Below are 24,156 nucleotides of genomic sequence, written 5' to 3'. Positions count from 1 at the left end.
TCAGGCCTGCTCGATACGGTTGCGCCCGGCGCGCTTGGCCCGATAGAGCGCCTGGTCGGCACGCTCGAAGACCTTCTCGCTGTCTTCCTCGGCGGCGAACGCGGTGAAGCCGCCCGACAGGGTGATCACCACCCGCTCGCCACGGAAATGGAACGGGCAGCTCTCGATCGCATTGCGCAGGCTGTCGAGCAGCTGCTCGCCACCCGGTAGCGGCGTGGCCGGCAATAACAGGACGAACTCCTCGCCGCCGAAGCGGGCGATGAAGTCGGTCTTGCGCAGGCGCTTGTTCAGCTCGCCGGCAATGATCTTCAGCACCTTGTCGCCGGCCAGATGGCCGTACTCGTCGTTGATGCGCTTGAAGTGGTCGATGTCAAGCACCGCCAGCAACAGCGGCTCGCCGCCGTAACGCTGCCAGCGCGCCACTTCCAACTCCAGGCGCTCGCTCCAGGCGGCACGGTTGGGCAGGCCGGTGAGTGGGTCGATCAGCGCCTTCTGCCGTTGCTCCTCGAGGTGGTCGCGGAAGCCCTGAGCTTCCTGCTCCATCTCCGCCACGCGCTGCACCAGGACCTGGAGCTTTTCCGCCACCTCGCCCTCACGGCTGTCGCGCTGACGCTGGTGCTCGCTGACGGTGTTCAGCAGGCCATCCAGGCGCGCCTCCAGTGCCTGCTTCAGGCTGGTCAGGTCGACTGCCTGCTTGACGCTGCTTTGCAGGTCGCTGACCTGCTCGCGCAATTCCTGGTTGAAGCTGCGTGCGCTGGCCACCGATTCGCTATAGCCCTCATGGGCCTCGCTCAACGTGCCGAGGAAGGCCATCAGGCGCTCGTTGAGCTGCTGCAGGTAACCGGCGAACTCGCGCTGCCCGCTGTCGGTGACGGCGAGGATCAGCACCGCGAGGTCGTCCAGCACCGGCACCAGCTCGTACCAGTTCAGGCCACCCTGCAGACGTTCGCGCAGCGATTCGCCCTGTGGCTGATGACGCGGCGGCAGCTCCAGTTCATCGAGCAGACCGAGCAGGCTGTTGGCCACGTGCGGCGCGACCGCGCTGTAGCCGGGTTCTGGCTGTGCGGGCAGGGCGTAGGCCGGGTCGCCTTCGCCGGTAAACATCTTTACGTCCAGCGGCAGGCTATCGAGCGCCGGCAGCGCTTTGCCCCGCGCCGGTAGATCGAGCACTGCGGCCGACTGCATCTCGGCAGCGGCTAGCGGAGCCGGAGCCACCGTGCGTGCTGGCGCTTCGGCGACTGCTTCCACCGCCACGGGGGCAGCCGGGCTGTCGCCCCGCGTGTCGGCGACCAGCGCCAACGCTGGAGCTGGAGCTGGAGCTGGAGCTGGAGCTGGAGCTGGAGCTGGAGCTGGAGCTGGAGCTGGAGCTGGAGCGACAGGATCGTGGGCTTCGCTGGCGCCATCGGCAATCCCTTCCGCCGCCTCGCTGGCCGTATCGTCGCCACTGCCGAACAAACGCTGCAGCAGGCCGGGGCGAGCGACGGTGTCGCTGCCGAGCACCTCCAGCACCTTCTGCTGCAGGCTGCTCAGCTCGGCCAGCACGGCGGGCATTTCGCGCGACTGGCTGGCCCGCTCATCGATGCGCTTGCTGAACTGCTTGAGCGCCTTGCGCACATCGCGCGGCAGGTCCATGGCAAGCAACTGTTGAGTCAGGCCGGTGATCCCGGCGACGTTCTGTTCGACGCGCTGCTGCCGGCGTTGCTCGGAGTCGAGCACGGCCTTTTCCAGGCGCGGGATCAGCCCGGCGAGGCCGGCATCCATCTGCTCGCCACGGATGATCTCGCGCAGCTCCTGCATGCACTGGTCGACCGCCTTGTCACTGCCCTCGGCCGCCAGCGAACTGCGTACCAGGCCGCGCCGCAGCAGGTCGAGCCGCGCATCCCAGCGCCGCTCCAGCTTCTCCTGCTGCTCGAGGCTTTCGAGGTACTTGGCTTTCCAACGCTGGGAGTCATCGGTCATGGAGGCGATCCAGTGGTAAGCGTTTTCGAGGTGGACGGAGCCGGGTCGCAAAGGCCGTCAGGCAGACGGATATCGACGGCGACCGGCAGGTGGTCGGAAATCGGCTGGCTGAGTACCGCCACCCGCTCCAGCGTCAGCTCGGAGCTGAGCAGAATATGGTCCAGGCAGCGCTGTGGGCGCCAGCTGGGAAAGGTAGCCTCGATCTGCGGGGCGAGCAGGCCGAGGTCACGCAACGGCGAATACTGCAGCAGATCGGTGGCATGGGTGTTCATGTCGCCCATCAGCACCTGATGACGATAGCCGCCAATCAGCTCGCGGATATAGGCCAGTTGCCGCGTGCGCGTGCGGGCGCCGAGCGCCAGGTGCATGACTACCACCACCAGCGCATCGGGCCCCTCGCCAAAACGCAGCAGGATCGCACCACGGCCGGCCGGGCCGGGCAGCGGGTGATCCTCCAGCAGGGTTGGCTGCAGACGGCTGAGGACACCATTGCTGTGCTGAGCGAAACGCCCGAGGTTGCGATTGAGCTGCTGGTACCAGTAGGGGAAGGCCGCCAGCTCGGCGAGGTGTTCGACCTGGTTGACGTAGCCCGAGCGCAGGCTGCCGCCATCGACTTCCTGCAGGGCCACCAGGTCGTAGTCGCTGATCAGCTCACCGATGCGCTTGAGATTGCCGGTGCGCCCCTGGTGCGGCAACAGGTGCTGCCAGCTGCGTGTCACGTAGTGATGGAAGCGCTCGGTGCTGTTGCCGACCTGGATGTTGAAGCTGAGCAGGCGCAGCCGGCCATCGGTCGGCAGGCCGGATGTCTCACAACGGCCGTTGACCTGCGGTTGGCGCAGGCCAGCGACGCGCGTGGAACTCCAGCGGCGCAACATGCGTGGCGACTCAGCGCGCCGCGCGTTCTTTGTCGATGAGGAAGTCAGCCACTTTCAGTGCCTCCTCCGGGCCGCCCGAGCTGTGCACGTCGAAGCGGTATTTGCCGTTGACGATCAGTACCGGTACGCCGGTGATCTGATAGGCCTTGGCCAGTTGACGCGCCTTGCCCATCTGACCTTTGACGGCGAAGGAGTTGTAGGTGCTGAGGAAGGCTTCGCGGTCGACACCCTGGCCGGCGAGGAAATCGGCCATCTCGTCCGGGTCGGCGAGCTTCTTGCCTTCGTTGTGGATGGCGTCGAACACGGCCTTGTGCACCTTGTGCTCGACCTTCATCAGATCCAGGGTGATGAACAGCTGGCCGTGGATATCCCAGGTGCGACCGAACAGGGCCGGTACGCGGACGAAGTTGACGTCGGCCGGCAGTTTCTCGACCCAGGCGTTCAGCGTCGGCTCGAACTGGTAGCAATGCGGGCAGCCATACCAGAACAGCTCAACCACTTCGATCTTGCCGGGTTGCGACACCGGCACCGGGTTGGCCAGTTCGACGTACTGCTTGCCAGCTTCGATCGAGTCGGCGTGAGCGCCGACGCCGAACAGACTGAGGGTGGCGAGGGCAGCACTGAAAATCAGGTTACGCATGCATGACTCCTTGGCGAATGGGGCCGCTCTGGGCCGGCCGGTTTTCGACCGGAGCCTGTCAGGCGGGTTCCAGCATTGTAGCGGGACAGGCAATAAAAAAGGGTGGCCGTAGCCACCCTTTTCTGTCCGCCCATCCGTGCCTTAGTGCAGGCCCTGGATGTAGCTGGATACCGCCGCGATGTCCTTGTTGCTCAGCTTGGCGGCGATGGCGCGCATGATCATGGTGTCGCCATCGTTGGTGCGGTTGCCTTCGCGGAAGTCGGTCAGCTGCTTGGCCACGTAGGTGGAATGCTGGCCGCCGATTTTCGGGAAGCCGGCAGCGGCGTTACCCGCGCCGTCCGGCGAGTGGCAACCGGTGCAGGCCGGCATGCCTTCTTCGATCTTGCCACCACGGAACAGTGCCTGGCCACGCTCGACCAGTGCCGGGTCGGCAGCGCCAACGCTCATGCCCTGATGGGAGAAGTAGGCGGCGATGTCGGCCAGATCCTGCTCGCTCAAGTTGTCCAGCATGCCGGTCATTTCCAGCACTTTCCGGCCCGTGCCCGCTTCAGCGGTCGGCGCAGTGCCGGCCTTGATGTCGTGCAGCTGTTTGAGCAGGTAGCGCTCGCCCTGGCCAGCCAGTTTCGGAAAGTTCGGCGCCGGGCTATTGCCGTCCGCACCGTGGCATGCGCCACAGACGGCCGTCTTTGCCTTGCCCGCTTCGGCATCGCCGACGATTGCGGTATTGCCAGCAGCCTGAGCGACGGCGGACATGCCCAGGGTCAACAGCAGACTCACGAGTACTTTGTTCATCAGCTAATCCAATAACGGCTAGAGGTAAAAAGGGTTTTTCTTTAAGGGACTTACTCGCTCATCACGCGAATGACGGCCTGGTAGTCCTCTGCACTGCAATCCATACACAAGCCACCAGGTGGCATTGCCTTCAATCCGCCGGTGACGCTCCGTACCAGGCTGTCCATGCCCTTGGCCAGACGCGGCTCCCAGGCTGCCTTGTCGCCACGCTTCGGCGCCATCGGCAATTGTCCATTGTGGCAGGCTCCACAGGATTTGGCGTAAACCGCTTCTGCGTCCTGTGCGGCGTGCAACCTGCCACACAAGGCGAACAGCACGACCACAACGACCACCAATTTATTCATGGGCCAACCTCTTCGCAGAGGAACGAACCGCGTTCTATCGCGCAGTTATGACGACCGTTCCCGCACAACGAATGGGACAAAGCGCACACAAAATCTGCGGCATTATATACTGGCGTCGCTGAAACGGAAGCGACACCATGCCGCGCCCCATGGCCGGCGCCCGCCCCAACCGGAAACCCTCATGCAACCCAAGAATCCCATCATCGGTCTGTGCCAACAGGCTGACTTCATGATCAGCGCCGCCAAGGTCGATCAGTGCCCACCGGACGAAGGCTTCGAAGTCGCCTTCGCCGGGCGCTCCAATGCCGGCAAGTCCAGCGCGCTGAACACCCTGACCCACGCCAGCCTGGCGCGTACCTCGAAGACGCCGGGGCGCACCCAGCTGCTCAACTTCTTCCGCCTGGACGACGAGCGCCGCCTGGTCGACCTGCCGGGTTACGGCTACGCCAAGGTGCCGATTCCGCTCAAGCAGCACTGGCAGCGCCATCTGGAAGCCTACCTGGGCAGCCGCGAAAGCCTGGCCGGGCTGATCCTGATGATGGACATCCGTCATCCGCTGACCGAGTTCGATTGCATGATGCTGGACTGGTCCCTGGCCAGCCACATGCCCATGCACATCCTGCTGACCAAGGCCGACAAGCTGGCCTTCGGCGCGGCCAAAAACGCGTTGCTCAAGGTGCGTCAGGACATCCGCAAGGGTTGGGGTGAGGGCGTGAGCATCCAGCTGTTTTCGGCACCCAAGCGTCAGGGCATCGAGGAAGCACAGGCCGTGCTGGCACAATGGCTCGGCCTGGTGGAAGAAGAAGAGGAAGGCACCGATCCCGATTTCGCGGGCTGAAGCCAGGCAGGGCGAGTGCGCGTTGTGGATCAGCAGCCCGAGGCGGCTTTTAACGGCGCCTGGGCCACGCGCCACAAATCGCAGGCAAAAAAAACCCCGGGCTTCGTATGGGGAGGGAGAAGTCCGGGGTTCAATACTGAACCGCTAGGGCGGGGTTCAGATATCTGCCAACACTAAACACAACAAAGGAGCATCGAAGGGCTTACATGCCATTCGTAAACTCTGACCGGCCGCAATCGGGAAAGGTTCAGATTTGCTTAAATCGCATTGTTATTAAAATTATGAATTTAATAACCTGATCCATGAGAGCCTTTCCTCACGGGGCCTGTAGAGGCGTCAGTGCGCCTCGTCCCAGTTCGCTCCGACCCCGGCTTCTACCAGCAACGGCACATCCAGCTCGGCTGCACCGCTCATCAGCGGCAGCAACCCGGCCTTCAGCGCCTCGATCTGATCCTCGCGAACCTCCAGCACCAATTCGTCGTGTACCTGCAGGATCACCTTGGCATCCAGGCCACAGGTCAGCAGCCAGCCGTCCACCGCGACCATCGCCCGTTTCATGATGTCCGCTGCGGTGCCCTGCATCGGCGCGTTGATCGCCGTGCGCTCGGCGCCCTTGCGCAGGGAAGGGTTTTTCGCGTGGATGTCCGGCAGGTACAGGCGGCGCCCGAACAGCGTTTCAACATAGCCTTGCTGCGTGGCCTGCTCGCGGGTGCGTTCCATATAGGCCAGCACGCCGGGGTAGCGGGCGAAGTAACGGTCGATGTAGGCCTGCGCCTGCTTGCGGTCGACGCCGATCTGCTTGGCCAGGCCAAAGGCGCTCATGCCGTAGATCAGGCCGAAGTTGATCGCCTTGGCGCTGCGGCGCTGGTCACCACTGACGGCATCCAGCTCGACGCCGAAGACTTCCGCCGCCGTCGCCCGGTGCACGTCGCGATCATTGCGGAAGGCATCCAGCAAGCCTTCATCCTTGGCCAGGTGGGCCATGATGCGCAGCTCGATCTGTGAATAGTCCGCCGCCACCAGTTTGTAGCCACTCGGCGCGACGAACGCCTGGCGAATACGCCGGCCTTCGGCGGTACGGATCGGGATGTTCTGCAGGTTCGGATCGCTGGACGACAGACGCCCGGTCGCTGCCACGGCCTGGTGGTAGCTGGTGTGGATGCGCCCGGTGCGCGGGTTGATCTGCTCCGGCAGGCGGTCGGTATAGGTGCTCTTGAGCTTGCTCAGGGAACGGTACTGCATCAGCACCTTGGGCAGCTCGAAGTCCTGCTCGGCCAGTTCGGCGAGCACCGCTTCGGCGGTCGAGGCCTGGCCGGTGGCGGTCTTGCTGATCACCGGCAAGCCGAGTTTTTCGTAGAGGATCGCGCCGAGTTGCTTGGGCGACCCGAGGTTGAATTCCTCGCCGGCGATGGCGAAGGCCTGGCGCTCCAGCTCGACCAGGCGCTCGCCCAGCTCGACGCTGTGCTCGCCGAGCAGCTTGGCGTCGACCAGCGCGCCCTGGCGCTCGATACGCGCCAACACCGGCACCAGCGGCATCTCGATTTCGCACAGCACCTTGGCCAGCGACGGTGTGGCTTCGAGCTTCTGCCACAGGGTCTGGTGCAGGCGCAGGGTCACGTCGGCGTCTTCCGCCGCGTAGGGCCCGGCCTGCTCCAGGGCGATCTGGTCGAAGGTCAGCTGCTTGGCGCCCTTGCCGGCGATGTCCTCGAAACGGATGGTGCCGTGGTCGAGGTACTTCAGCGCCAGGCTGTCCATGTCGTGACGGGTGGCGGTGGAGTCGAGCACGTAGGACTCGAGCATGGTGTCGAAGGCCACGCCCTGCACGCTGATCGGCGTCGAGGCGTTGGCCAGCACATTGATGTCGTACTTGGCGTGCTGGCCGACCTTGGCCTTGGCCGGGTCTTCGAGAATCGGCTTGAGCGCGCGCAGCACCGCATCTCGGTCCAGTTGCGCGGGCACGCCCATGTAGGAATGCGCCAGCGGCACGTAGGCCGCTTCGCCAGCCGTGACGGCGAAGGACACACCGACCACCTGCGCCTGCTGCGGGTCGAGGCTGGTGGTTTCGGTGTCGAAGGCGATCAGCTCGGCGGCCTGCAGCTTCTCCAGCCAGGCCTCGAAGCGCGCCTGCTCCAGCACGGTTTCGTACTGGCTGGCAGCGGCAGCCGGCTCATCGGCAGCGTCCTCCGGCTGGTCGAGCTGATCGAACAGGCCGCCGCTCGGTGCCTTCGTTGCCGGAGCCGGTGGTGCAGCGAGACGCGCCTTGGCCTGCTCGCGCTGCAGGTCGTCGAGCCAGCCCTTGAATTCCAGCTCGGCGAACAACGCGGCCAGTGCCTCGCGGTCCTGCTCGCCGGGGTGCAGCGCGTCGATCTCGATATCCAGCGGCACGTCGATCTTGATCGTCGCCAGCTGATAGGAGAGGTAGGCCATCTCGCGGTGCTCGGCGAGTTTGGCGGCCAGGGTCTTGGCCCCGCGGATCGGCAGGTCGGCGACCTTGTCGAGGTTGGCGTAGAGCACATCGAGGCCACCATTCAGGCCGACCAGCAAGCCCTGCGCGGTCTTTTCGCCGACACCGGGCACGCCGGGAATGTTGTCGACCTTGTCGCCCATCAGCGCCAGGTAATCGATGATCAACTCGGGGCCAACGCCGAACTTGGTCTTCACCCCTTCGATGTCGTAGACGCTGCCGGTCATGGTGTTGACCAAAGTGACGTGCTGACAGACCAGCTGCGCCATGTCCTTGTCGCCGGTGGAGATGATCACGTCGCGGCCCAGCGCCGCGCACTGGCGGGCCAGGGTGCCGATCACGTCGTCGGCCTCGACGCCTTCGACGCACAGCAGCGGATAACCCAGCGCACGCACGCTGGCGTGCAGCGGCTCGATCTGCCCGCGCAGCTCTTCCGGCATCGGTGGGCGGTTGGCCTTGTAGTCGGCGAAGAGTTCGTCACGGAAGGTGCCGCCCTTGGCGTCGAAGACCACCGCGAACGGGCTGTCTGGGTACTGCTTGCGCAGGCTGCGGAGCATGTTCAGCACGCCCTTCACTGCACCGGTCTGCATGCCCTTGGAGTTGGCCAGCGGCGGCAGGGCGTGGAAGGCCCGGTACAGATAGGAGGAGCCGTCGACCAGAACGAGAGGGGCGTGGGACATGCGCAGGATCAACCTTTTCCTGAGGGCCGGGGTTAAACTGGACCGACCATTGACGAGAAGGGACAAGGTTACCATGCGTGTACTCAACCCACTGATGCTCGCCGGCCTGCTGGTCGTCTGCCCGCTGGCGGCGTTTGCCGAAGACGCACCGAGCGCGGACCCCGACGTGACCATCCGCCAGGACGGCGACAAAACCATCACCGAATACCGCCAGAACGGCTTCCTCTATGCCATCAAGATCACCCCGGCCAAGGGCAAGCCGTACTTTCTGGTACGCGCGGACGGCAGCGAAGGCAACTTCGTGCGCTCCGACCAGCCGGACATGCTGATCCCGGCCTGGGAAATCTTTAAGTGGTAACCCGCCGGGCGAGCCTCGTGCTCGCCCGCGCCTGATTTCGAGAGCGCAGCATGTCGGTCTTCACCCCCCTGGAACGCCACGAGCTGGAAGCCTTCCTCGCCCCCTACGCCCTGGGGCGGCTGAAGAGCTTTGCCGGCATCAGCGCCGGTACCGAGAACAGCAACTTCTTCGTCAGCCTGGAAGCCGGCGAGTACGTACTGACCCTGGTCGAGCGCGGGCCGCGGGCGGACATGCCGTTTTTCATCGAGCTGCTGCAGCGCCTGCACCAGGCCGGCCTGCCGGTGCCTTATGCGGTGCCAACCCGCAGCGGCGAAACCCTGCGCGAGCTGGCGGAAAAGCCGGCCCTGTTGCAGCCACGCCTGGCCGGCAAGCATGTCAGCGAGGCCAATCCTCACCACTGCGCCGAGGTCGGCAGCCTGCTGGCGCGCCTGCACCTGGCGACGCGCGAGCAGATCCTCGAACGGCGCAGTGACCGCGGGCTGGACTGGATGCTCGAGGAAGGGCCGGTGCTGGCGCTGGAGCTGCACGACGAACAGCTGCCGCTGCTGCGCGACAGCCTGCACGAGGCCGCCGAGCTGAAGGCGCGCATCCTCGCCCTGCCGCGCGCCAACCTGCACGCCGACCTGTTCCGCGACAACGTACTGTTCGATGGCAACCGGCTGGCGGGGGTGATCGACTTCTACAACGCCTGCTCGGGGCCGATGCTCTACGACCTGGCGATCACCGTGAACGACTGGTGTTCGCAGGACGACGACCGCCTGGACGGCCCGCGCACCCGTGCCCTGCTCGGCGCCTACGCCGCGCTGCGACCCTTCACTGCCGCCGAAGCCGCGCTGTGGCCGGCCATGCTGCGCATCGCCTGCCTGCGCTTCTGGCTGTCGCGCCTGATCGCTGCGCGGCGCTTCCAGGGCCGCGATGTGCTGGTCAAGGACCCGGGGGAATTCCAGCGCCGCCTGGCGCAGCGCCAGCAGGTCGATCAGCCGTTGCCGTTCGCCCTCTGACGCACTTGCTTCAGAGGCTTTCCAGGCAGCCGGCCAGCTGCTCGGCGAGGTCTTCCAGCAACTGCTCGTAACCCCGCGCATCGACCTTCACCTTGGCGCCCAGCGCATCCATTTCCGCCAGCTTTACCGGCAGGCCGGCGCTGAGGGTCTGCGCCAGGCGTGGGCGCAGCGGCGGCTCGCTGAACACGCAGGTCGGCCCTACGGCTTGCAGGCGTTCACGCATCTGCGCCACGTGACGGGCACCGGGTTGCACCTCGGTGGCGACGCTGAACACACCCGTGTGTTCGAGGCCGTAGGCCGTCTCGAAATAGTCATACGCCTGGTGGAAGACGAAGAACGGCTTGCTGACCACGCCGGTGAGGCGTGCCTTCAGGCGCTGATCCAGGGCATCCAGGCGCTCGCCAAACGCGGCCAGGTTGGCCTGGTAGCGCGCCGCGTTGGCCGGGTCGGCCGCCGCCAGATCCGCCGCCATCTTCGCCGCGATCACCCGCGCGTTGTGCGGTAACAGCCAGAGGTGAGCGTCCAGCGTGCCGGGGCGGTGATCGTGGTCATGCTCGTCTTCGTCGCCATGCGCATGCTCATGGGCGTGCTCGCCTTCGTCGAAATGGCGCAGCTGCAAACCAGGCAACGCTTGCAACGCGGTGCTCGGCTGGCTGCGGCCGGTGAGCACGCGTGGCAGGAAGCCTTCCATGTCCGGGCCGATCCAGTACAGCAGCGCCACGCTCTGCACGCGCCGCACATCGGAAGGGCGCAGGGCGAAATGGTGCGGTGAGGCGCCCGGCGGCAGCAGCACCTGCGGCGTGCCGACACCGTCCTGCACGGCAGCGGCAATCAGCTGCAGCGGCTTGATGCTGGTCAGCACCTCGACCTCGGCATGGGCACTCAGGGAGAAAACCAGCGACAGAACAACAAGCGACAAACGCGACACGACTCAACACCCGGCAGGCAAAGAGTAATAGAATAACGTCTCTAACCCCGGACGTCGCCGCCCATGCTCAAACCTCTCACCTCCAAGAGCCCGCTGGCTTACCTGCCGCACGACCATTCGCACTGCGTGAACAGCGCGCTGGCCGAGGCCGATGTGATCTGCGCCAAGCAGGGCGTGCGCCTGACCGCCCTGCGCAAACGCGTGCTGGAACTGGTCTGGCAGAGCCACAAGCCGCTCGGCGCCTACGACATCCTCGGCGTGCTCAGCGAGGAAGACGGCCGTCGTGCCGCGCCGCCGACCGTCTATCGGGCGCTGGACTTCCTCCTCGAGAACGGCCTGGTGCACCGCATCGCCTCGCTCAACGCCTTCATCGGCTGCGTGCGCCCCGAGCATGCGCACCAAGGCCAGTTCCTGATCTGCAAGCAGTGCCACACCACCATCGAACTGGAGCAGGCCTCGATCAGCCAGGCGATCGTCGCCAGCGCCCAGGAAATCGGCTTCGCCGTGGAAGCGCAGACGGTGGAAATCGTCGGCCTGTGCGCGAGCTGCCGGAGCAACTGATGAGCGACGCGCTGATCCAGCTCGCTGGCGTGGCTGTGCGCTTCGGCGGCCAGAACGTGCTGCAGGACGTGCAGCTGGCGGTGCGCCCCGGCGAGATCGTCACCCTGATCGGCCCCAACGGCGCCGGCAAGACCACCCTGGTGCGCGCCGTACTCGGCCTGCTCAAGCCCGACAGCGGTAGCGTGCAGCGCAAGCCGCGTCTGCGCATCGGCTACATGCCGCAGAAGCTGCAGGTCGATGCGACCCTGCCGCTCTCGGTGCTGCGCTTCCTGCGCCTGGTCGGCGGCGTCGACCGTAGCCGCGCGCTGGCCGCGCTGGCCGAAGTCGGCGCCGAGCAGGTCATCGACAGCCCACTGCAGAGCATCTCCGGCGGCGAGCTACAACGCGTGTTGCTGGCCCGCGCCCTGCTGCGCGAGCCCGAGCTGCTGGTGCTCGACGAGCCGGTGCAGGGCGTCGACGTCGCCGGCCAGGCTGAGCTGTATCGCCTGATCACCCGCCTGCGCGACCGCCACGGCTGCGGCGTGCTGATGGTTTCCCACGACCTGCACCTGGTGATGAGCACCACCGACCAGGTGGTCTGCCTCAACCGCCACGTCTGCTGCTCCGGCCACCCGGAACAGGTCAGCAACGACCCGGTGTTCGTCGAGATGTTCGGCCAGGACGCCAAGAGCCTGGCGGTCTACCACCACAACCACGATCACAGCCACGATCTGCACGGCGCGGTGGTCGACCAGCCCGGCCTGACCATTCACGGTCCGGCCCATGTTCACGGTCCAGGCTGCAAACACTGATGCCCGATTTCCTGCTCAATGCCCTCCTCGCCGGCCTGGCCCTCGCCCTGGTCGCCGGCCCGCTCGGCTCGTTCGTCGTCTGGCGGCGCATGGCCTATTTCGGCGACACCCTGTCCCACGCAGCCCTGCTCGGCGTGGCGCTGGGCTTACTGCTGGATGTCAGCCCGACCCTGGCCGTCACCGCCGGCTGCCTGCTCCTCGCCGTGCTGCTGGTGACCCTGCAGCAGCGCCAACCGCTGGCCTCCGACACGCTGCTCGGCATCCTCGCGCCGACCACGCTGTCTCTGGGCCTGGTGGTGCTGAGTTTCATGAGCGAAGTGCGTATCGACCTGATGGCCTACCTGTTCGGCGACCTGCTCGCCGTCAGTGGCAGCGACCTGGCGTGGATCCTCGGCGGCAGCGCTCTGGTGCTGCTGTTGCTGCTGCCACTGTGGCGGCACCTGCTGGCGATCACCGTGCATGAAGAGCTGGCACGGGTCGAAGGCCTGCCCGTGGCGACCTTGCGCATGGCACTGATGCTGCTGATCGCCGTGGTGATCGCAGTGGCGATGAAGATCGTCGGCGTGCTGCTGATCACCTCACTGCTGATCATTCCCGCTGCCGCCGCCCAGCGCCACGCCCGCACCCCGGAGCAGATGGCCATCGGCGCCAGCCTGCTGGGCATGCTCGCGGTGTGTGGCGGGCTCAGCCTGTCCTGGTTCCAGGACACGCCCGCCGGGCCTTCCATCGTGGTCAGCGCCGCGGGTCTTTTCCTCCTGAGCTTTGTGCTCCCGCGTCGGGCCCGCTAGTATTGAGCGCTTTTTGCACAGTCCGAAACGCCTCAGAACCAGCGAGTCACAAAATGAACCTCTCTACACCGAAGCATCTGGGCGCTTTCGCATTGGCTTTGCTGCTGAGTAACGCGGCCCACGCCGAGTTCTGGACCACCGATGAACTGGTCAAAGGCTTCAATGAAGTCTCTGCGCAGATCGACCGTGGCGAACTGACGGGGGCCGAGTCCAGCCTGGCGGCCATGCGCGGGCGCACCGAAGCCAACGATGTACGTATCGAGCAGTATCAGCGCGAACTGGCCGGCGCGTACCTGCGCCAGGGCCAGCAGCAGCTGAGCGCCGGCAATGCCAGCGCGGCAGCCGCCAGCCTGGCCAAGGCCAAGCCCTACATCGCCAAGGCGCCGAGCCTGAAAGCGCAGTACGAGAAGAGCCTGGCGGCGACCACGGCCGCCAGCGCACCGGCACCCGCAGCCAAACCGGTAGCGGTCGCCGCGCCGCTGGCCAAGCCGGCGCCGACCGCCGAGGAAATCGCCGCGCGCCGCGCCGAAGCCGAGCGCCGCGAGCGTGAAGCCGCAGCCCTGGCCGAGAAGAAAGCCGCGCAGAAGAAGGCCGCCGACGAGAAAGCCGCCCAGGCCGAGCGCGACGCGGAAGCCAAGCGTCTGGCCGATGCCACGCCGCGCGCCCAGCTGATCGACCCGAACGCCGCCAGCAGCGAGATCGCCATGCCGATGCTCGACGCGCAGGACCGCGAGAGCCTGCGTACCCTGCTCGATGCGGTCGCCGCCGACGTGGTCGCCTTCAACTGTGCGGTGCGGGTGGAAGTGCGCGAGTCGAAGGACTACCCCTTCGTCGCCGCCCTGCTTTCGGCGCGGATCAAGAAGCTCAACCCGGGCCTGGTGCCGCAGCTGTCGCCGTCGCTCAAGCCGGACCAGGTGCCCCGCCTGGTACTAAGCCCGCAAGCCAAGGGCTGACCGAGGGCGGACGCCAGCAGGGCGAGGAAGCCGCAGGTTTCCTCGCCCTGTTTGCTTATGCCTTCGTGTAACCAATTCGAGCCAAGAAAGACTAAGAGCGCATAAACAAACCGGCTAAAATGCGCGGCTTTCGGCTAACCGCCTACGCTTGCTGGAGTCGTCCGATCCGACCGGATTGAGACAGATCCTCCATCGCACCCACAAGGTTCGCTCAGTGATCGAGTTCCACCACATCCAGAAGACCTACAAGGTCGCCGGGCGGGATATCCCCGCGCTGCAATCCACCGATCTGCGCATCGAGAACGGCCAGGTGTTCGGCCTCATCGGCCATTCCGGCGCGGGCAAAAGCACCCTGCTGCGCCTGATCAACCGCCTCGAAGAACCCAGTGCCGGGCGCATCGTCATCGACGGCACCGACATCACCGCCCTCGACGCCAACGGCCTGCGGCGCTTCCGTCAGCAGGTCGGAATGATCTTCCAGCACTTCAACCTGCTGTCCTCCAAGACCGTTGCCGACAACGTCGCCATGCCGCTCAGGCTGGCCGGCGAACTGTCCGCCAAGGACATCGCCGAGCGCGTCGCCGAACTGCTCGCCCGCGTCGGCCTCAGCGACCACGCCAACAAATACCCGGCGCAACTTTCCGGTGGCCAGAAGCAGCGCGTCGGCATCGCCCGGGCCCTGGCCACGCGCCCGAAGATCCTGCTCTGCGACGAGGCCACCAGTGCCCTCGACCCACAGACCACCGCCTCGGTGCTCAACCTGCTGGCCGAGATCAACCGCGAGCTGAAGCTGACCATCGTGCTGATCACCCACGAGATGGACGTGATTCGCCGCGTCTGCGACCAAGTGGCGGTGATGGACGCCGGCGCCATCGTCGAACAGGGCCCGGTGGCTCAGGTGTTCCTGCACCCGCAACACCCCACGACCCGGCGTTTCGTCCAAGAGGACGAGCACATCGACGAAGACGAGCAGCGTGACGACTTCGCCCATGTGCAGGGCCGTATCCTGCGCCTGACCTTCCAGGGCGAGGCGACCTACGCGCCACTGCTCGGCACCGTCGCACGCGAGACCGGCGTCGATTACAGCATCCTCGCCGGACGTATCGACCGCATCAAGGACAACCCCTACGGCCAGCTGACCCTGGCCCTCACCGGCGGCGACATCGATGCCGCGCTGGCGCGCTTCCAGGCCGCCGACGTGCACCTGGAGGTGCTGCGATGATCGAATCGCTGATGACCACCTGGCTGCCCAACGTCGACTGGGAAGAGATCGGCTACGCCAGCATCGACACCCTGAACATGCTCGGCGGCTCCATGCTGTTCACCGTGCTGCTCGGCCTGCCATTGGGTGTGCTGCTTTTCCTCACCGGCCCTCGGCAGATGTTCGAACAACGCGCCCTGTACGGCGTCCTGTCGCTGCTGGTCAACGTGCTGCGCTCGGTGCCGTTCGTGATCCTGCTGATCCTGATGATCCCGCTGACCGTGCTGATCACCGGCACCTCGCTGGGTGTCGCCGGCGCCATTCCGCCCCTGGTGGTCGGCGCCACGCCGTTCTTCGCGCGCCTGGTGGAAACCGCGCTGCGCGAGGTCGATCGCGGCATCATCGAGGCGACCCAGGCGATGGGCGCGACCACCCTGCAGATCATTTTCCGCGCGCTGCTGCCCGAGGCCCTGCCTGGGCTGATCGCCGCCGCCACGGTCACCGCGATTACCCTGGTCTCCTACACCGCCATGAGCGGTCTGATCGGCGGCGGCGGCCTCGGCGACCTGGCCGTGCGCTACGGCTACCAGCGCTACCAGCCGGACGTGATGGCCGTCACCGTGATCCTCCTGCTGGTGCTGGTGCAGGTCCTGCAGACCGCCGGCGACAAGCTGGTGGTGCACTTTTCCCGTAAATAGCGTCACCCAAAAAGACAGCAGGCGACCGGCCACCCGCCGGACCCTGCGCCACACTTCCCACAAGGAGTTGAACCATGAAAAAACTGCTCACCGCCTTCGCCGCCGTCGCGGCATTCAGCACCGTCGCCCACGCGGCTGACAGCGTCAGCGTCGCGGCCACCGCCGTACCGCACGCGGAAATCCTCGAGTTCGTCAAACCGGCCCTGGCCAAAGACGGCGTCGACCTGAAGATCAAGGTCTTCACCGACTACGTGCAGCCGAACGTACAGGTCGCCGAAGAGCGTCTGGACGCCAACTTCTTCCAGCACCAGCCGTACCTGGATGAGTTCAACGCCTCGCGCGGCACCAAGCTGGTGAGCATCGCCGGTGTGCACGTGGAACCCTTCGGCGCCTACTCGAGCAAGATCAAGAACCTCGCCGATCTGCCAAAAGGCGCTCAGGTCGCGATCCCCAACGACGCCACCAACGGCGGCCGTGCCCTGCTGCTGCTGGCCAAGGCCGGCGTGATCACCCTGAAGGACGGCGCCGGCATCACCGCCACCGTCAAGGACATCGCCGAGAACCCGAAAGCCATCAAGGTTCGCGAACTGGAAGCCGCTACCCTGCCGCGCGTGCTGGATCAGGTCGACCTGGCCCTGATCAACACCAACTACGCACTGGAAGCCGGCCTGAACCCGACCAAGGACGCCCTGGTCATCGAAGGCAGCGACTCGCCGTACGTCAACATCCTGGTCGTGGCTGAAGCCAACAAGGACAAGCCGGCCCTGCAGAAGCTGGCCAAGGCGCTGAACAGCGCTGACGTCAAAGCCTTCATCAACGAGAAGTACAAGGGCGCCGTGGTACCGGCGTTCTGATCGCCGGGTTACCTGACCCCATGAAAAAGCCCGCTCGATAGCGGGCTTTTTTCTGCCTGACGCTTGCTCAGGTATCAGCCATCGGTCTTCAGCAGCGACGGTAGCTGTGCCGCCAGCTTGTCGACGTTGAGTGGCGCGCGAATGAAGCCGCGCTGGGTGCCGTCCGGGCCGATGATCACCAGGTTGCCGCTGTGGTCGACGGTGTAGTTCTCCTTGCTGGTGTCCGCCGGGATGAACGGGATGCTCACGCCGTTGGCCAGTTTCTGGATGTCCGCCGCCTCGCCGGTAAGGCCCTGGAAGGCCGGGTCGAAGTAGGTCAGGTACTGCTTGAGCTGCTGCGGGGTGTCGCGCTTGGGATCGACGGTGACCAGCACCATGCGCAGCTTGGCCTGGTCCTCGGCCGAGAGCATGCCCTTGAGCTGGCGTAGCTGGGCGAGGGTCGCCGGGCAGATGTCCGGGCAGAAGGTGTAGCCGAAGAACAGCAGGCTCCACTGGCCCTTGAGCTGGTCCACCGCCACCGCCTCGCCGTTCTGGTTGGTCAGGCTCAGGCCCGGCAGGTTACGGCTCTGCGGCAACAGGACGATGCCGGCATCGAGCAGGGCGACCTTGTCGGTGCCGTCACCCTTGCTGTTGAGCACCTTGTTGACCGTAAGGCCGAGGACCAACGCGACGAGGGCAACGAGGATGAAAACGGTTTTCTGGGTTCGGCTCATAGATTCAACAACAGGTAGTGGTCGGCGAGGAGGGCGATGAACAGCAGGAACAGGTACCAGATACTGTACTTGAAGGTGTTGATCGCCGCGTGCGGTTTGCTGTCACGGTACAGCACCAGCGCCCAGTGCAGAAAGCGCAGGCCGAGTGCGACGGCGCAGACCAGGTAGAGCACGCCGCTCATGTGGATGGCGTAGGGCAGCAGGGTCACGGCGAACATCACCAGGGTGTAGAGCAGGATGTGCACCTTGGTGTAGTGCTCGCCGTGGGTCACGGGCAGCATGGGGATGTCAGCCTTGGCGTATTCCTCTTTGCGGTGGATGGCCAGTGCCCAGAAGTGCGGCGGCGTCCAGGCGAAGATGATCAGCACCAGCAGCAGCGGTTCGGCGCTCAGGTGGCCGGTGACGGCAACCCAGCCGAGCAGGGGCGGCGCAGCGCCCGCCAAACCACCAATGACGATGTTCTGCGGCGTGGCGCGCTTGAGGAAGCCGGTGTAGATCACCGCGTAGCCGAGCAGCGAGGCCAGGGTCAGCCAGGTCGCCAGCTCGTTGGTGAACACCAGCAACAGGGCCATGCCGGCAACCGCCAAGAGCAGGGCAAAGGCCAGTGCCGCCGTTGGCGATACGCGTCCCGAGGTGACCGGCCGTTTGTGCGTGCGCGCCATGATCGAATCGATGCGCCGGTCGACCACGTGGTTGACCGCTGCCGCCGCGCCGGCACACAGGCCGATGCCGAGGTTGCCGAACAGCAGCACCGTCCACGGCACGCCGGCGCGGGTGGCGAGGAACATGCCGACCAGCGAGGTGATCAGCATCAGCAGCACCACGCGCGGTTTGGTCAGCTCGAGGTAGTCGCGCCAGGTGGCGGCTTCACGGTGAGCCTGCAGCAGAGTAGCCATGAGGGTCTCTCCTTGGTTGTTCGGTCAGTCGCCGGCCGCAGCCAGCACCCGTGAGGCCTGCATCGCCGCCAGGCCAGGAACGGCGGCGCTCGCACGCAGCCGGTAATTGATCAGCACCAGCACCAGCAGCAACGCCGCACCACCGGCGTTGTGCGCCACCGCCACGGCCAGCGGCAGGTGCAACAGCACGTTGCTCACGCCGAGGCTGATCTGCAGCGCCAGCGCCAACAGCAACAGCCCACCCAAGCGCGCCAGCCCGGCTGCGAACAGGCGCCAGGCCAGCACCAGCAGCACCAGGCTGACCAGCAACGCGCCGATGCGGTGAGTCAGGTGGATGGCGGTACGCGCATCGCTGTCGAGCTGGCCGCCAAGGTAATTAGGGCCGATGTGTTGGGTCAGGTGAAAGCCGTTGGCAAAGTCGGCATTCGGCCACCACTCGCCGTGGCAGGTCGGCAGGTCAACGCAGGCCACCGCCGCGTAGTTGGAACTGACCCAGCCGCCCAGCGCGATCTGCCCGATCACCACCAGCAATGCGACGCCAGCCAGCGCGCGCAATCGTGCGGACAGGTTCGGCAACACCGGCAGGCCGGCAGACAGACGCAAACAAAGCAGGAACAGCAGCGCCAGCGTGGTGAAGCCACCGAGCAGATGCGCGGTGACCACCTGCGGCCAAAGTTGCAGCGTCACCGTCCACATGCCGAATGCCGCCTGGGCCGTGACCACCGCCAGCAGCAACAGCGGCAGCTTCACCGGTTGCTGCGGCTCGTTGCGCCGACGCAGCGCCTGCACCGCCAGGCCCAAGATCACCAGGCCGAGGCTGCCGGCGAAATAGCGATGGATCATCTCGTTCCAGCCCTTGTGCGCCTCCACCGGCGCATGAGGGAAATGTTCCTCGGCATGGGCCAGTTGTGCCTCGCTCTGCGGCACGGCGATGAAGCCGTAGCAGCCGGGCCAGTCCGGACAGCCGAGGCCGGCGTGGGTCAGCCGGGTGTAGGCGCCCAGCAGCACGACCACCACGGCCAGCACGGTGGCGAAGATGGCCAGGCGATAACCTGGCAGGGTTCGACGTTCAATCATCCATCAGCCTCTTCTTGTTATTCTGCGGGCGTAGAGGTGTGAAACGGTCAGCCGATCTGCGAGAGCTTCAGCAACAGGCGCAGGTCGTTGAGGATCGCCTTGCCCTTGCTCGTCGCGTCATAGCGCAGCACCAGGTTGCCGTGCGGGTCGACGATCCACAGCTGCGCACCCGCGGTGCCCTTGACTGTCTTCGCGTAGGCCTGCGGATCGAGACCGAAGCGGCCGAGCTGCGGGTACTCACGCTGCAGCTGGGCATCGTAGTCGGCCGGCAGTGGGCTGCTCACGGCCAGGCCATGAGTCGCCCGCGCAGCATCGCGGTTAAGACCGATCTGAATCTGCCGCGCGGTGTAAACCAGCTGACGACAATCCTCGGCGCACTCGCCCGGTGCGGTAACCAACAGTTGCCAGCGCTCCTGCGCTGCGCCGCTCACGCCGAGGTCGGCCAGGCTCTGTCCGTCGCCGATCAGCACGCCGTTGTAGTTGCGCCCGTCCGGCACCCAGAAGCGCCACTGGTACATGGCCGTGGCCAGGATCATCGGCGCGATCGCCACCGCCAGGATGAGGATCAGCTGCAGGCGCCCGCGCGCCCGCTTGGGTGCCGCCTCAGAGAGGGTGCTGGGGGGATTCATGGTTGTGTTCATGCTGCTGCTCCCGCGCATTGCGCCATCCGAGATAGAGATAAAGGCCGCACAGGGCCGCCGCCAAGGCGAACCATTGCACGGCATAACCGGTGTGCTTTTCCGGGCTCATGGCCACCACCGGCCATTGCGCCAGGTAGCTGGCCGGGCCGGGCTCCAGGCGCACTTCGTAGGCCAGCCCGCCCCGCCCGAGCTGTTGCCAGAGCGGCGTCGGCTCGACCTTGGTGATCAGTCGCGGCCAGTCGCCACCGGGCTGGTCGGCCCGCAGCTGGAAGCTCGCGCCCGGCGGCAGGTAGACCTGGCCAATCAGTTCCTGCGGCTGCTCCGGGGTGCTGAATTGCGGCGAATTGCGCCGGTCCGGCCAGGGCAGCCAGCCGCGATTGACCAGTATCCACAAGCCGCTGGGCTGGTCGTAGAAGGGCTGCAGCAACTCGACGCCGACCTGGCCATTGTGGGTGCGGTTGTCCAGCAGCAGGCTATGGCCGGCATCGAACTGACCGCTCAGGCGAATCCGTGTATTGGCCAGGTCCTCGCGCTGTTCGAGCTGCGCCAGGCTGATCGGCGCCGCGTGCTGGCGCGCCTCATGGCTGGACAGCAGGGCACGCTTTTCTTCGGCGCGGGAGAGCTGCCAGAAACCCAGCACGATCAGCAATGGCAGCACCAAAGCCACCACCAGGCTGGGCAGGATTCCGGGCCGAAAGGCACTCACCGGTGACTCCCGAAACCCGCTGCGCGGCTGGCTATACTGACACTGCACCTCATTCCCCTACCCCCGGAGTCTCGCATGCTCAAAGCCGCGATCGTCCTCTTGCTGCTGGCCACGATGGTCAGCCTGTTCAGCGGCCTGTTTTTCCTGGTCAAGGACGAGGGCCGTGGCTCGCGAGTGGTCAATTCGCTGAGCGTTCGTGTCGCCCTGACCGCTGTGACCGTGGCGTTGATCGCCTGGGGGTTCTACAGCGGCCAGCTGGCCAGTCATGTCACCTGGTAGCGACCTGAACGAGGTCGCCACCCACCTTGTTTCACCTCGTCACAGCACGTAGACGAAGATGAACAACCCCAGCCAGACCACGTCGACGAAGTGCCAGTACCAGCTGGCCGCCTCAAAGCCGAAGTGCTTGTCCGCAGTGAAATGCCCTTTCATCACCCGCACCAGCATCACCGTGAGGATCAGCGCGCCCATGGTCACGTGCGCACCGTGGAAGCCGGTGAGCATGAAGAACGTTGCACCGTAGATGCCCGAGCCCAGGGTCAGCCCCAGGTGCTGGTAAGCCTCGTAGTACTCGTACGCCTGCAGGATCAGGAAGAACACGCCGAGCAGCACGGTCGCGCCTAGCCACAGCTTCAGCGGGCCGCGCTTGTCCTTCTTCAGGGCATGGTGGGCGAAGGTGACGGTGAAGCTGGAGGTGACCAGCAGAAGGGTGTTGATCAGCGGCAGGTGCCAGGGGTCGATGACATCCTTCGGGCCGGGAAAGAGCTTCGGATCGGGCGTCTGCAGCAACGGCCAGGTGTACTCGAAGTTCGGCCAGAGCATGTTGGAGACGCCCTTGTCGCCCTCGCCACCGAGCCACGGGCCAGCCCAAGTGCGGATGTAGAACAGGGCGCCGAAGAAGGCAGCGAAGAACATCACTTCGGAGAAGATGAACCAGCTCATGCCCCAGCGGAACGAACGGTCCATCTGCGGGCTGTAGAGGCCCTCGTGGCTCTCCTTGATCACGTTGCCGAACCAGCCGAACAGCATGTAGGCGAGGAACAGGCCGCCGACGAAGAACAGCCACGGGCCGTTGGAGTCGGGACGATCAGCCTTGAGATCGTTGAACCAGGTAGCCAGGCCGTAGACGGTGATCAACATGCCCAGGGTGGCGATGATCGGCCACTTGCTCTGAGCGGGAACGTAGTAGTTCTCATGACTCGACATTTCTTATTCTCCTTATGGAGCCGCCCGGGTAAGGGCTGTCTGGGCGAGAGTCGCCTGCGCGACGGGCGGTTTGCGCGCAGTGATATCGAACAGCGTGTAGGCCAGGGTCAGGTGGCGCACATCGGCCGGCAGGTCCTTGTCGACGATGAAGCGCACCGGCATTTCGATGCGCTCGCCCGGCTGCAGCACCTGCTGGGTGAAGCAAAAACACTCGGTCTTGTGGAAGTAGGCGGCGGCCTTCGACGGCGCCACGCTGGGCACCGCCTGGGCTGTCATCGGTTTGTCGGTGGGGTTGTAGGCCACGAACAGCATCTCGTTGCTCGACCCCGGGTGTACGGTCAGCTCGTCACCCTCCGGCTTGAACTCCCAGACCATGTCGGCGGCGTTGGTGGCGAGAAACTGCACGCGCACCTGGCGCTGTTCGTCCACCACCTGCGCACCGTTGTAGGCCCCGGCGGTCTTGCCGTTGATGCCGAAGGCCTGGCACATCACGTCGTAGATCGGCACCAGGGCGAAGCCGAAGGCGAACATGCACGCCACCACGGCCAGCAGGCGCAGGATCAGGCGGCGAGTCGCCAATGCTTCGCTCATGGCCGTGCTCCTACTTCACTTCCGGCGGTGTGCTGAAGGTGTGGTACGGCGCCGGCGACGGCACGGTCCACTCCAGCCCCTCGGCACCGTCCCATGGCTTGGCCGGCGCGGGTTTGCCGCCACGGATGCACTTGATGACGATGAACAGGAAGAACAGCTGGGTGGCACCGAAGGTGAACGCGCCGATCGACGAGATCATGTTGAAGTCGGCGAACTGCAGGTTGTAGTCCGGAATCCGCCGTGGCATGCCGGCCAGGCCGACGAAGTGCATCGGGAAAAACGCCATGTTCATGCCGATGAAGCTCAGCCAGAAGTGCAGCTTGCCGAGGGTTTCGTCGTACATGTGGCCGGTCCATTTCGGCAGCCAGTAGTACGCTGAGGCGAAGATGCCGAAGATCGCCCCAGGCACCAGTACGTAGTGGAAGTGCGCCACCACGAAGTAGGTGTCGTGGTACTGGAAATCCGCCGGGGCGATGGCCAGCATCAACCCGGAGAAGCCGCCGATGGTGAACAGGATGACGAACGCCACGGCGAACAGCATCGGCGTTTCGAAGGTCATCGAGCCCTGCCACATGGTGCTCGCCCAGTTGAACACCTTCACCCCGGTGGGCACCGCGATGAGCATCGTCGCGTACATGAAGAACAGCTCGCCGGTGAGCGGGATGCCCACGGTGAACATGTGGTGCGCCCAGACGATGAACGAGAGGAAGGCGATCGACGCGGTGGCGTAGACCATCGAGGTGTAGCCGAACAGCGGCTTGCGCGCGAAGGCCGGGATGATCGCGCTGACCGCGCCGAACGCGGGCAGGATCATGATGTACACCTCGGGGTGCCCGAAGAACCAGAACACGTGCTGGAACAGCACCGGGTCGCCACCACCGGCGGCACTGAAGAAGCTGGTGCCGAAGTGGATGTCCATCAGCATCATGGTCACGCAACCGGCCAGTACCGGCATCACCGCGATCAGCAGGAAGGCGGTGATCAGCCAGGTCCAGACGAACAGCGGCATCTTCATCAGCGTCATGCCGGGCGCACGCAGGTTGAGGATGGTGGCGATCACGTTGATCGCGCCCATGATAGAGCTGATGCCCATCAGGTGCACGGCGAAGATGAAGAAGGTCACCGATTCCGGCGCGTAGGTGGTCGACAGCGGCGCGTAGAAGGTCCAGCCGAAGTTCGGCCCGCCGCCCTCGCTGAACAGCGTGCTGACCAGCATGCCGAAGGCCGCCGGGAGCAACCAGAAGCTGAAGTTGTTCATCCGTGGCAGGGCCATGTCCGGCGCCCCGACCATCAGCGGGATCATCCAGTTGGCCAGGCCGACGAACGCCGGCATCACCGCGCCGAAGACCATGATCAGGCCGTGCATGGTGGTCATCTGGTTGAAGAACTCCGGCTGCACGATCTGCAGGCCGGGCTGGAACAGCTCGGCACGGATCACCATCGCCATCGAACCACCGAGGAGGAACATGGCGAAGCTGAACCACAGGTACATGGTGCCGATGTCTTTGTGGTTGGTGGTCAGCACCCAGCGCATCAGGCCCTTGGCCGGGCCGTGGTGATGGTCATGTCCGGCATGACCGTTGTCGATCACTGCACTCATG

Annotated in this window: 26 protein-coding genes; 11 read left to right on the top strand and 15 right to left on the bottom strand. The window is 65.4% G+C overall.

The features are described from left to right. From IB229_RS10505 to IB229_RS10485, 5 genes are all read right to left on the bottom strand, one after another. Nucleotides 1-1,959 carry a GGDEF domain-containing protein gene (locus IB229_RS10505; RefSeq protein ID WP_192328077.1) on the bottom strand — a complete coding sequence of 653 codons (1,959 nt, stop codon included), beginning with the start codon at nt 1,957-1,959 and terminating at the stop codon, nt 1-3. Next, the gene (locus IB229_RS10500; RefSeq protein WP_192328057.1) at nt 1,956-2,834 is read right to left on the bottom strand and encodes an endonuclease/exonuclease/phosphatase family protein; all 879 of its coding nucleotides are present in this window, start codon (nt 2,832-2,834) and stop codon (nt 1,956-1,958) included. The genes IB229_RS10505 and IB229_RS10500 overlap by 4 nt, the downstream gene beginning before the upstream one ends. 10 nt (nt 2,835-2,844) lie before the next feature. After that, nucleotides 2,845-3,474 carry a thiol:disulfide interchange protein DsbA/DsbL gene (locus IB229_RS10495; RefSeq protein WP_192328054.1) on the bottom strand — a complete coding sequence of 210 codons (630 nt, stop codon included), beginning with the start codon at nt 3,472-3,474 and terminating at the stop codon, nt 2,845-2,847. Nucleotides 3,475-3,615: 141 nt separating this feature from the next. Further along, nucleotides 3,616-4,266, bottom strand: a complete 651-nt coding sequence (locus IB229_RS10490; protein WP_192328051.1) for a c-type cytochrome — start codon at nt 4,264-4,266, stop codon at nt 3,616-3,618. Nucleotides 4,267-4,316: 50 nt separating this feature from the next. Then, nucleotides 4,317-4,610: a c-type cytochrome gene (locus IB229_RS10485; RefSeq protein ID WP_192328046.1), complete on the bottom strand. Its 294-nt coding sequence runs from the start codon at nt 4,608-4,610 to the stop codon at nt 4,317-4,319. Nucleotides 4,611-4,791: 181 nt separating this feature from the next. Between IB229_RS10485 and yihA the strand changes: the two genes are divergently transcribed. Continuing rightward, nucleotides 4,792-5,448 carry a ribosome biogenesis GTP-binding protein YihA/YsxC gene (yihA, locus tag IB229_RS10480; RefSeq protein WP_192328043.1) on the top strand — a complete coding sequence of 219 codons (657 nt, stop codon included), beginning with the start codon at nt 4,792-4,794 and terminating at the stop codon, nt 5,446-5,448. A gap of 336 nt (nt 5,449-5,784) precedes the next feature. Here yihA and polA read toward each other — a convergent pair whose 3' ends face one another. Next, nucleotides 5,785-8,592, bottom strand: coding sequence for a DNA polymerase I (polA, locus tag IB229_RS10475; protein WP_192328040.1), 2,808 nt, complete (start codon nt 8,590-8,592; stop codon nt 5,785-5,787). Between the two features lie 73 nt (nt 8,593-8,665). Here polA and IB229_RS10470 point away from each other — a divergent pair, with 73 nt between their 5' ends. Next, nucleotides 8,666-8,950 carry a DUF2782 domain-containing protein gene (locus tag IB229_RS10470; RefSeq protein ID WP_192328037.1) on the top strand — a complete coding sequence of 95 codons (285 nt, stop codon included), beginning with the start codon at nt 8,666-8,668 and terminating at the stop codon, nt 8,948-8,950. Between the two features lie 50 nt (nt 8,951-9,000). Continuing rightward, complete coding sequence (locus IB229_RS10465; protein ID WP_192328034.1) at nt 9,001-9,951, top strand: homoserine kinase; 951 nt, start codon at nt 9,001-9,003, stop codon at nt 9,949-9,951. 10 nt (nt 9,952-9,961) lie between these two features. Here the strand turns inward: IB229_RS10465 and znuA are convergent, their stop codons facing one another. Beyond that, nucleotides 9,962-10,879, bottom strand: a complete 918-nt coding sequence (znuA, locus tag IB229_RS10460; protein WP_192328029.1) for a zinc ABC transporter substrate-binding protein ZnuA — start codon at nt 10,877-10,879, stop codon at nt 9,962-9,964. Between the two features lie 63 nt (nt 10,880-10,942). Here znuA and IB229_RS10455 point away from each other — a divergent pair, with 63 nt between their 5' ends. From IB229_RS10455 to IB229_RS10425, 7 genes are all read left to right on the top strand, one after another. Next, complete coding sequence (locus IB229_RS10455; protein ID WP_192328026.1) at nt 10,943-11,440, top strand: Fur family transcriptional regulator; 498 nt, start codon at nt 10,943-10,945, stop codon at nt 11,438-11,440. Beyond that, a complete protein-coding gene (gene znuC / locus IB229_RS10450; protein WP_192328023.1) occupies nt 11,440-12,231 on the top strand; it encodes a zinc ABC transporter ATP-binding protein ZnuC in 792 nt (263 codons plus the stop codon). The genes IB229_RS10455 and znuC overlap by 1 nt, the downstream gene beginning before the upstream one ends. Next, a complete protein-coding gene (gene znuB / locus IB229_RS10445; RefSeq protein ID WP_192328020.1) occupies nt 12,231-13,019 on the top strand; it encodes a zinc ABC transporter permease subunit ZnuB in 789 nt (262 codons plus the stop codon). The genes znuC and znuB overlap by 1 nt, the downstream gene beginning before the upstream one ends. A 53-nt stretch (nt 13,020-13,072) precedes the next feature. Further along, nucleotides 13,073-13,972, top strand: coding sequence for a hypothetical protein (locus tag IB229_RS10440; RefSeq protein ID WP_192328017.1), 900 nt, complete (start codon nt 13,073-13,075; stop codon nt 13,970-13,972). Nucleotides 13,973-14,186: 214 nt separating this feature from the next. Next, nucleotides 14,187-15,194: a methionine ABC transporter ATP-binding protein gene (locus IB229_RS10435; protein ID WP_192328014.1), complete on the top strand. Its 1,008-nt coding sequence runs from the start codon at nt 14,187-14,189 to the stop codon at nt 15,192-15,194. Between the two features lie 11 nt (nt 15,195-15,205). Beyond that, a complete protein-coding gene (locus IB229_RS10430; protein ID WP_225579114.1) occupies nt 15,206-15,871 on the top strand; it encodes a methionine ABC transporter permease in 666 nt (221 codons plus the stop codon). 74 nt (nt 15,872-15,945) lie between these two features. Continuing rightward, nucleotides 15,946-16,725, top strand: a complete 780-nt coding sequence (locus IB229_RS10425; RefSeq protein ID WP_192328008.1) for a MetQ/NlpA family ABC transporter substrate-binding protein — start codon at nt 15,946-15,948, stop codon at nt 16,723-16,725. 74 nt (nt 16,726-16,799) lie between these two features. Here the strand turns inward: IB229_RS10425 and IB229_RS10420 are convergent, their stop codons facing one another. The 5 genes from IB229_RS10420 to IB229_RS10400 are packed head-to-tail and all read right to left on the bottom strand — an operon-like array spanning nt 16,800 to nt 20,758. Next, the gene (locus tag IB229_RS10420) at nt 16,800-17,438 is read right to left on the bottom strand and encodes an SCO family protein (RefSeq protein WP_192328005.1); all 639 of its coding nucleotides are present in this window, start codon (nt 17,436-17,438) and stop codon (nt 16,800-16,802) included. Beyond that, on the bottom strand, nt 17,435-18,334 hold the full coding sequence (cyoE, locus tag IB229_RS10415; RefSeq protein WP_192328002.1) for a heme o synthase: 900 nt from the start codon (nt 18,332-18,334) through the stop codon (nt 17,435-17,437). Before cyoE ends, IB229_RS10420 begins: the two co-directional genes overlap by 4 nt. A gap of 24 nt (nt 18,335-18,358) precedes the next feature. Further along, nucleotides 18,359-19,411: a COX15/CtaA family protein gene (locus IB229_RS10410; protein WP_192327999.1), complete on the bottom strand. Its 1,053-nt coding sequence runs from the start codon at nt 19,409-19,411 to the stop codon at nt 18,359-18,361. A 47-nt stretch (nt 19,412-19,458) separates the two neighbouring features. After that, nucleotides 19,459-20,040, bottom strand: a complete 582-nt coding sequence (locus tag IB229_RS10405; RefSeq protein WP_225578947.1) for a hypothetical protein — start codon at nt 20,038-20,040, stop codon at nt 19,459-19,461. Beyond that, on the bottom strand, nt 20,015-20,758 hold the full coding sequence (locus IB229_RS10400; RefSeq protein WP_192327992.1) for an SURF1 family protein: 744 nt from the start codon (nt 20,756-20,758) through the stop codon (nt 20,015-20,017). Before IB229_RS10400 ends, IB229_RS10405 begins: the two co-directional genes overlap by 26 nt. Before the next feature lie 75 nt (nt 20,759-20,833). Here IB229_RS10400 and IB229_RS10395 point away from each other — a divergent pair, with 75 nt between their 5' ends. Further along, nucleotides 20,834-21,037, top strand: coding sequence for a twin transmembrane helix small protein (locus IB229_RS10395; protein ID WP_192327989.1), 204 nt, complete (start codon nt 20,834-20,836; stop codon nt 21,035-21,037). A 39-nt stretch (nt 21,038-21,076) separates the two neighbouring features. Here IB229_RS10395 and IB229_RS10390 read toward each other — a convergent pair whose 3' ends face one another. From IB229_RS10390 to ctaD, 3 genes are read right to left on the bottom strand one after another with little or no spacing between them, the layout of a single operon-like run. After that, nucleotides 21,077-21,964 carry a cytochrome c oxidase subunit 3 gene (locus IB229_RS10390; protein WP_192327986.1) on the bottom strand — a complete coding sequence of 296 codons (888 nt, stop codon included), beginning with the start codon at nt 21,962-21,964 and terminating at the stop codon, nt 21,077-21,079. Nucleotides 21,965-21,976: 12 nt separating this feature from the next. Next, on the bottom strand, nt 21,977-22,555 hold the full coding sequence (locus IB229_RS10385; protein ID WP_192327983.1) for a cytochrome c oxidase assembly protein: 579 nt from the start codon (nt 22,553-22,555) through the stop codon (nt 21,977-21,979). A 10-nt stretch (nt 22,556-22,565) separates the two neighbouring features. Then, nucleotides 22,566-24,155 carry a cytochrome c oxidase subunit I gene (ctaD, locus tag IB229_RS10380; RefSeq protein WP_192327980.1) on the bottom strand — a complete coding sequence of 530 codons (1,590 nt, stop codon included), beginning with the start codon at nt 24,153-24,155 and terminating at the stop codon, nt 22,566-22,568. Nucleotide 24,156 lies beyond the last annotated feature (1 nt).

The organism is Pseudomonas sp. PDM14, from assembly GCF_014851905.1.
In the GTDB taxonomy this organism is placed as follows: Bacteria; Pseudomonadota; Gammaproteobacteria; order Pseudomonadales; family Pseudomonadaceae; genus Aquipseudomonas.
This window is presented reverse-complemented; position numbering and strand designations above follow the sequence as displayed.